The following is a 521-nucleotide window of genomic DNA, read 5'->3' as shown; positions in this document are numbered from 1 at the left end:
GCCCTAATCATGCAAGGCGCCGCCACCGAAGCTGGCAAGCCCGAACTAGGCATGCTAGCCATGATGATTTTTGTGATGCACGGCTTTTTCGGCTTCCCACTAACGGCGACGATTCTTGGGAAAGAAAGTCACCGCTTATTGGGAGAATACCGAGAGACCACTGCCTCATCTGTTTCTAAAACCATTTCTGATACAGAAACAACGTCAGAAGAAGCCCAAACAGACGCCCCTCGGCGTCCGCTATACGACCTTGTTCCAGAGCGATTTCGTTCTCCGACTTATTATTTGGCTCTGTTAGTCTGTTTAGGCTATCTCTGCCAAGTACTGACTCAAGTCACGGGCCTTAATAACGCGATTGTCCAGATTATCGTGGGAATTATCTTAGGTTATTTCGGTTTAATCGAACCCAAGCCCATGGATAAATCAGCTTCGACGGGCATTCTTAATCTTGCGTTGTTTGCCAGCTTTATGAGTTCCTTTGCTTTGGCTACGTGGTCAGTCGTAGTGGCCTTAATCGTTAA

At 47.6% G+C, this 521-nt stretch carries 1 protein-coding gene; it reads left to right on the top strand.

Going from position 1 to position 521, the window contains the following annotated elements:
* Positions 1-521 (top strand): hypothetical protein (locus tag AC5KOD_RS02340; RefSeq protein WP_496912947.1); only part of this gene is annotated, 521 nt, incomplete at both ends.

Source organism: Vagococcus sp. WN80Y (assembly GCF_059621045.1).
Note: the sequence above shows the minus strand (reverse complement) of the source record. Positions and strands in the feature narration are given on the sequence as shown.